This is a genomic window from Sulfuricurvum sp. (genome assembly GCF_019163035.1).
Taxonomy (GTDB): domain Bacteria; phylum Campylobacterota; class Campylobacteria; order Campylobacterales; family Sulfurimonadaceae; genus Sulfuricurvum.
In genome coordinates, this window is the sequence record NZ_JAFLKV010000129.1 from 20,334 (window position 1) to 27,757 (window position 7,424).

Genomic DNA, 7,424 nt, shown 5'->3' on the forward strand with positions numbered 1-7,424 from the left:
GTTACTCGTTTGTCTCTTTAGCAACTAAAGCGGTGTAGAGTTCATCTTTCGGAATCAACCCTGCCTCAAATAAAAATTGAGAGGGGACAAAGTTGGTTTTTTTAATCTTATCATACTTCGCATAGCTCAAAAAGAGTCGATCTTTTGCCCGTGTCACTGACACGTAAAAAAGCCGACGTTCTTCTTCGATACTTCCACTTCGACTCATCAGTTTACGGTTTGGAAACCGCCCGTCCATCAAATCGATCACATATACTTCCTGATATTCCAATCCCTTAGAAGCATGGATACTGAGCAGATGAACCCCCTCTCCTTGTGTCAAATCCTGAGAACCTAAAACCATCGCATTTAAAAAGCGTTCATGATCTTTATAAGGACGTGATAGTTCAAATAGTAAGGTACATTTTCGACGAATTCGTTCCTGTGACTCGATTTTTGCACGTTCATCGATTGAGCCATTTTCTGTCATTGCGCGTCTGGTTGAGAGCATCTCAACAACATGCCCATACAATGCCGAAAGGGCTATTTTTTGAACAGCTGCCTTTGGCTCTTTAATATCGCGTAATTGACGAAAAAGGGTAAATAAATCGTGTAAAAAAGTAGCTGAGTCTTTGGAAAGTTTAGCATGCTTTAAAATCGGATTCCCCATAAAATTGGGATCAAATCCGAGTTTTGCAAACCGCCCGGCACTTCCTAATTCCGCATAATCATCAAACAGTCCCAACTGATGATTCAAACGCCGTTTTTCAAATGGATTAGAAACTTCAGAATCAGGAGAATACAATCCTCGCAAAAATGAACCACGACCTAACTTTTGAAGTGCAACAAAAAGTTCTTTTGCGATAGCACTCCCTACCCCTTTGGCATAATCAAACAGATGGATAAATGCCATCATATCCGATTCATTGACGAGTAACGTGTACATATCTAAAAGCGCTTTTATCTCTTTGGAGTCAAAAAAGCTGGTTCCGCCGCGTCTACGACATGCTATTCCCATTTCACGCAAGGTTGCTTCGATACCGTCCGCCGAAGCGTTGTTACGAAAGATAACTGCGATTTCTTCTCGATTAGTAGAAGAATCACCGATTTTTTGAGCAATCCCGTGATACTGATCAAACAATTCATCATAAATCAGAAGCGAAGGGCTTTGGGCTTCGTGATTACGCGTCACTTCAAGTGCCTTAGGATAGATCCGCTCATTATAGGCGATGACAGTATTGGCAAGCGAGAGGATCGGGATGGTTGAGCGATAATTTTTGTTGAGGGTATAAACCTCAGCATCAGGAAAATTGGTCGTAAACGAACCTATGATAGAAATATCGGCGCCGTTAAAGGCATAAATACTCTGATCATAATCTCCTACACAAAAGAGCGATGGTGGACGCATAGCATTGATCAATGTCCCCTGAAGGGCATTGGTATCTTGGTATTCGTCAATCAATACCTCTTTGTACCCCAAATCGCTCTCACGTGCGAGATCGCGCATGTGTAGAAGCAAATCATTGAAGTTGACGAAGCCGTACTCTTTTTTGAGCGCTTCAAACTCATCGATGATATCGGCATAAATGGCGGCATAAACCGCGTGTTCATCCTGACGGGTCAATATCCACTCTTCAAAATTGACACTCAATTCCGTATTTTGATAAAAAGAATAAACATCATAGAGATAGTTTGCCCCATATGCCGAAGTCGCGCAATCGATATGACTAAATGTCCGTTTTTCATACACACTGCGAAAAAGGGTTTTAAGTTCACGCGGTTGTTTCAAAACTACTTTTCCCTCTTTGCGTTTGAGCCATCGGTAGCTCACTGCATGAAATGTCCCAGCATCGATTTTGGAGGCGATTTCACGACCGAAAAACGCCGCTACCCTCTCCACCATCTCCTGCGCCGCTTTGTTAGTAAAGGTGAGAAGCAATATCTCTTCGGGTTTCACGTTTTGAGAGATCAGATAGGCGATACGTCCCACAATCGTCGAGGTTTTCCCCGTACCGGCCGATGCGATAATAAGATTATGTCCATAGGGAGCAGTTGCGGCAGTGTATTGCTGATCGTTGAGACGGGAGAGTGGCAAGAGGCTCCTTGAAGCCCCCATAAAAAGAGGCTAGATTATGCTTTAAATTTTTTGATCGGTTCAGCTAAACCGAGACCGGGATGATCTTTTGCATCTAATACCGTTTGTACCATAGTCGCGTTGTCTTGATTAAAAATAAGCGGAGCTAGGAAGTTGATGCACGATTCATCGAGCGGGTCTTGAATAACGGCGATATTATATACCACTACCTTTGAATCTTCGTTAATGTTGAGTAAACCTCTGATTTCAGATGTGAGATCAAAAGAGTATTCACGTAAAAGATACGGATTTACGACCGTGAAACTGATATTACTACCGTCACAACTTTTAAGAGTAGCAAACATCTCATCGATTTCGCTCAACTCTACTTTTGTTACTTGATCAAATCCTAATATCGTTGATTTAACTTCGTATTGCATTTCATTTCCTTTAATCAAGATGTTTCTGCTTTTTTAGCAAAACCATTATACTACATATTAATTATAAATAACATTTTTTTATTTATTTTGTTACTTTACAATGAATAATTTTCTGTACTTTTGGTAAAACAATAATGTCAAGAATTTAAGCAATTACCGTTCCTCAAAAATTTGATATAATTCGCCCATATTTTCCAATCAAGGTCTATTTATGTCCGCTACACACTACGATCCCAAAAATATTGAAGAGAACTATTATCCTATCTGGGAAAATCGCGGGCTTTTCGAAATCGACGGCAATAAATCAATCGCAAAACAGGATAAACATTTTGCCATTATGATGCCTCCACCGAACGTTACTGGACGGCTTCATATCGGACACGCCCTCACCTTTACCCTCCAAGATATCATCGTCCGCTACAAACGGATGGACGGCTACATGACCCTCTGGCAACCGGGAACTGACCATGCGGGGATCGCGACGCAAAACGTCGTAGAAAAACAGCTTCTCGCCGAGGGTAAAACCAAAGAGGAACTCGGTCGCGATGCATTTTTAGAGCGCGTGTGGGCATGGAAAGAGGAGAGTGGCGGAATCATGGTGGGACAACTCCGTAAACTCGGTGTCTCTCCCGCATGGAGCCGTGAGCGCTTTACGATGGATGAGGGGCTAAAATCTTCCGTCAAAGAGGCATTTGTCCATCTTTATAACCAAAACCTCATCATTCGCGGTAACTATATGGTCAACTGGTGTACCCATGACGGTGCACTCAGCGATATCGAGGTAGAGCACGAAGAGCACCAAGGGAACTTCTACCACATGCGCTATCCGTTCTCCGATGGAAGCGGTCATATCGTTGTTGCTACGACTCGTCCAGAGACCTATTTCGGCGATACCGCGATCATGGTACACCCCGATGATGAGCGTTACCTCCACCTCATCGGACAAAGTGTCACCCTCCCCCTCATCAGCCGCGACATCAAAATCATCGCCGATAGCCATGTTGATCGTGATTTCGGAACGGGTGTCGTTAAAGTCACCCCAGCGCATGACACGAACGACTACGAAGTGGGCAAACGTCACGATCTCGAATTCATCACCGTATTCGATGAAAAAGGGATGTTGAATCACCACGCAGGCGAGTTCGAAGGGTTAGAGCGTCTCGAAGCCCGTGCAGTCATCGTCAAACGTCTAGAAGAGGCTGGATTTATCGAGAAAATCGAAGAACACACCCACCAAGTAGGTCATTGTTACCGCTGTAAAAATATCGTAGAGCCCTATATCTCCAAACAGTGGTTTGTCCGCAAAGAGGTAGCGCGCGGTTCTATCGATAAAACCAATGAGGGGCTAACTCAGTTTTTCCCTCCGCACTGGATTAACAGTTACAACGCATGGATGGGAGAACTTCGCGACTGGTGTATCTCTCGCCAACTGTGGTGGGGACACCGTATCCCTGTGTTTTACTGCGATGATTGTAATCATGAGTGGGCAAGTTTAGAAGAAGTCCCGTCTTCATGCCCTCATTGTGCAAGTAAAAACTTCACCCAAGACCCTGACGTTCTCGATACGTGGTTTAGTTCTGCACTCTGGCCGTTCTCGACGCTGGGATGGGGGAACGGTGATACTACTCAAGATCAACTCTTCCAAAGCGAAGATATGGCGCGCTTTTATCCGAATACCCTCCTTATTACGGGATTTGACATCCTCTTCTTTTGGGTAGCCCGTATGATGATGATGGGGGAGAGTTTTACAGGCGAATTGCCATTTAATCACATCTATCTCCACGCATTGGTGCGCGATGAAAACGGTCAAAAAATGTCCAAATCCAAAGGAAACGTTATCGATCCACTCGACATGGTTGAAAAATACAGTGCCGATGCACTCCGCTTTACGTTGGCTGTCCTTGCGGCTCAAGGACGTGATATCCGCCTCAGTAACGACCGATTGGAACAAAGCCGTAACTTTACCAATAAACTCTTTAACGCTTCCAAATTCCTCCAAATGAATGTTCCGACATTCAAAGATTTGACGGATCAAGAGATCACCACTCCGTTGGGTCGTTATATGCTCTCGCGTTTCCATCGTGCGACCGCTGAGACAAGAGCATTCTTGGACGAATACCGCTTTAATGATGCGGCTACGGTACTCTATCGCTTCTTGTGGAATGAGTTCTGCGACTGGGGTATTGAGCTGGGCAAAGCGTCCAAAGAGAGCGTAGATGAGCTGGGAAGTATCTTCAAAGAGTCGATGAAACTTCTCCACCCGTTTATGCCGTTCATCACCGAATACCTCTATCATGAGCTCTCAGGAACATCCCTCGAAGAGGGTAACTCCATCATGATTATGGCATACCCTGAAAATACACAAACGGATGAAGCTATCGAGGCAGAGTTCGCGATCATTATGGATGCTATCGTCACGATCCGCCGTGCTAAAACCCTCGTCGATCTCGGCAACCAAAAAATCGATCTCGCCTACCTCAAATGCGGCGGAAATCATTCTATGATGGAACCATTTATCATCCGTTTGGGGCGAGTTGAAACACTCCACTTTACCGAGTCTAAAGTCGATAATGCAATCAGTGACATCGGAGATAGTGTCGAAGTCTATCTCCCGACCGATGCGATTGATCTCAGCCCGATCATCGACCGACTCACCAAACAGCGCGAAAAGCTCCAAAAAGAGGTAGATAAACTACGCGGAATGCTCTCAAACGAGCGTTTTGTCGCCAATGCACCTGAAGCCGTTATTGCTGAAAACCGCAACGGTCTTGCCGATGCCGAAGATAAAATTTCTAAAATCACTGCTCAACTCAGCGCTCTAGGTAATTAAGTGCAATTTCGGGAACTTTCACCGTCCGAGCTGGTTGAGGGGTTTGCCCTCCTCACAACGCTACGCACGGAACTCACCTCCGAAGTGTTCGATGCGTTCATCACCTCACAATACCCCAAAGACTATCGCCCCATCGGTGCCTATCAGCGAGGAGAGTTACAGGTCTATGCAGGGGTGAGTATACGGGAAAATTTGGAGTTGGGTCGACATTTGATCGTGGATGATTTCGTCACCTACATCGGATGTGAGAATCTCAGCGGTGAAATGGTCGATTATCTGTGTGACTATGCCAAAATGCACAAATGTCAAAGTATTTTAGTGTGGGGAAAACAAAGAGGAATTTCTATTGATGATCTCAGCGGGTTCCGCCCCAAACGGGACGGATTTATTAAAACGTTCTAATTACTCCGCGATCCCTTCGATCTCTACAACCATTTTTACTTCATCGCCGACGACAACGCCGCCCGCTTCGATCGCTTTGTTCCAGTTCAAACCGAAGTCTTTACGGTTAATTTTACCATTAAGTACGAAGCCCGAACGTTGATTACCCCACGGATCTTCGACCACACCACCCATATCAACATCCAACACCACTTTTTTGGTGATGCCGTGAATGGTTAGGTTACCTGTCATTTTAGATTTAGTAGCACTGCTCATCACAAAGGTTATATCCCCGAATTTAGCGACATCAAAAAAGTCGGCACTGCGCAGATGATCATCCCGCTTTACAATCCCCGTATCGATAGAGTCGGCTTTGATAGCGCCGCTGAGGGATTTGAATACCCCTTTATCCAAATCATACGTACCGCTGAAATTACCGAATTTTCCCGTTACAGTACTGATCATCATGTGTTTAACTTTAAATCCAACCGTCGAATGAGAGGGGTCAACTTTATAGACCGCTGCGGAGACACAGCTAGAACCGATCATTAAAGTCGCCATAACTGTTGCGAATAAACTCTTTTTCATCGTCAATCCTTTGGGTTATTATTTCCTTTATTGTATGGTGTTTTACACAATGAATTATTAATACAAAAATAATGAGCAATAAATTTAAGCTTCGTTATACTTTTGGTATCACACTCCAAAGGTTCACCATGCAACTTTGCGTCGCCCTCGATCTCCCGAGTCAAGAAGAGAATTTAGCCCTCATCGAAAAAATCGAAGAGTATCCGATCTGGCTAAAAGTAGGTTTACGCTCCTACATACGAGATGGCAAACCTTTTATCGATGCTATCAAAGCTATCAACCCCGATTTTAAAATCTTTTTAGACCTCAAACTCTACGACATCCCCAACACGATGGCGGATGCCGCCGAATCGATCATGGGACTGGGTGTCGATATGTTCAACGTCCACGCATCAGCAGGGCGTAAAGCGATGCGCGAAGTAATGAAACGGCTCGAACCGTATGAAAATCGCCCGCTCGTCCTCGCGGTGACTGCCCTCACCTCGTTCGAAGAGAGTGAATTTAACCATGTCTATGGAAAGACCATTGCGACCAAAGCCGATCAATTCGCACAGGACGCTCACGAAGCGGGATTGGATGGGGTCGTGTGCAGTGCCTATGAGAGCGCCTCGATCAAATCACTCACCTCTGATACGTTCGTAACTCTCACTCCCGGCATCCGTCCGTTCGGCGAAGATGCGGGAGATCAGGAACGGGTTGCCACGGTAGAGGTGGCGCACAATGAAAAAGTGGACTTTATCGTTGTCGGACGCCCTATCTACAAAGCTGCCAATCCTGCCGAAATGGTGGAAAAAATACTCGCCCTATTATAATTTGGAATACTCCTTGCTTTATTTTTGCAAATACTTGCAAGGAGTCTGCATGAAATTTATGGATAAAATCGAGTTAGTTGTCAAACTCAAAGAGAAAATTGCCGAAGCGAAAGCTACTAATGAAGTTCTTGCAATGCAATTAGAAGCCCTTTTGGATCAAGTGATCTCAAATCCTCAAAACTCTCCCGCAATTTAAGCCAATAAGCACCGATTTAAGGTGCTTATTATCTATACCTGCTTATAATTACGCCCTCTTAATAATACTGGACGAGTAGGAAAGCGGCTGAATCCACCTCCCTGCTAAGGAGACGTACTGGCAA

General features: G+C 44.7%; 7 protein-coding genes. 4 read left to right on the forward strand and 3 right to left on the reverse strand.

Features of this window, described 5'->3' with window-relative positions:
* Position 1: 1 nt before the first annotated feature.
* Together JZU62_RS09400 and fliW are read right to left on the reverse strand one after the other, a co-directional pair.
* A complete protein-coding gene (locus JZU62_RS09400; RefSeq protein WP_295014164.1) occupies positions 2-2,074 on the reverse strand; it encodes an ATP-dependent helicase in 2,073 nt (690 codons plus the stop codon).
* Between the two features lie 35 nt (positions 2,075-2,109).
* Positions 2,110-2,493, reverse strand: a complete 384-nt coding sequence (gene fliW, locus JZU62_RS09405; RefSeq protein ID WP_295014166.1) for a flagellar assembly protein FliW — start codon at positions 2,491-2,493, stop codon at positions 2,110-2,112.
* 211 nt (positions 2,494-2,704) lie between these two features.
* Here fliW and JZU62_RS09410 point away from each other — a divergent pair, with 211 nt between their 5' ends.
* Positions 2,705-5,323: a valine--tRNA ligase gene (locus JZU62_RS09410; RefSeq protein ID WP_295014168.1), complete on the forward strand. Its 2,619-nt coding sequence runs from the start codon at positions 2,705-2,707 to the stop codon at positions 5,321-5,323.
* Positions 5,324-5,725 carry a hypothetical protein gene (locus tag JZU62_RS09415; RefSeq protein ID WP_295014170.1) on the forward strand — a complete coding sequence of 134 codons (402 nt, stop codon included), beginning with the start codon at positions 5,324-5,326 and terminating at the stop codon, positions 5,723-5,725. It begins immediately after the preceding gene.
* On the opposite strand, the gene JZU62_RS09420 is transcribed toward JZU62_RS09415, so the two are convergent.
* Positions 5,726-6,292 (reverse strand): YceI family protein, encoded by a 567-nt coding sequence (locus tag JZU62_RS09420; RefSeq protein WP_295014172.1) that lies wholly within the window; start codon positions 6,290-6,292, stop codon positions 5,726-5,728.
* Between the two features lie 128 nt (positions 6,293-6,420).
* On the opposite strand from JZU62_RS09420, the gene pyrF reads away from it, so the two are divergent.
* Together pyrF and JZU62_RS09430 are read left to right on the forward strand one after the other, a co-directional pair.
* Positions 6,421-7,104, forward strand: coding sequence for an orotidine-5'-phosphate decarboxylase (gene pyrF / locus JZU62_RS09425; protein ID WP_295014174.1), 684 nt, complete (start codon positions 6,421-6,423; stop codon positions 7,102-7,104).
* 49 nt (positions 7,105-7,153) lie between these two features.
* Positions 7,154-7,300: a hypothetical protein gene (locus JZU62_RS09430; RefSeq protein WP_295014176.1), complete on the forward strand. Its 147-nt coding sequence runs from the start codon at positions 7,154-7,156 to the stop codon at positions 7,298-7,300.
* Positions 7,301-7,424: the final 124 nt, after the last annotated feature.